This is a genomic window from Priestia sp. SIMBA_032 (assembly GCF_046535215.1).
Taxonomy (GTDB): Bacteria; Bacillota; Bacilli; order Bacillales; family Bacillaceae_H; genus Priestia; species Priestia aryabhattai.
In genome coordinates this window covers 1-229 of sequence record NZ_JAWRXD010001704.1, presented here as the reverse complement: position 1 = coordinate 229, position 229 = coordinate 1, and the positions used below count along the sequence as shown (strand labels likewise).

The 229-nt window shown below is 34.9% G+C and carries 1 protein-coding gene; it reads left to right on the top strand.

Annotated features, from left to right (window positions below):
* The coding region (locus SB717_RS40055) for a stage II sporulation protein P (RefSeq protein ID WP_410908951.1) at positions 1-229 on the top strand (229 nt) is incomplete at both ends.

The following is a 229-nucleotide window of genomic DNA, read 5'->3' as shown; positions in this document are numbered from 1 at the left end:
CATTTGTAGTAGGGAAAGGAAATAAAAATTATGAAAAAAACTTACAATTAGCGACAGCTTTACATGAGGCGATTAATAAGAAATATCCAGGAGTGAGTCGTGGGGTCATTCAAAAAGGTTTCCAAACAGGAAATGGAATCTATAATCAAGATTTATCAGGACAAGCGATATTAATAGAAGTTGGCGGTGTAGATAATACGGAGGAAGAATTGAATCGATCAATTGATGC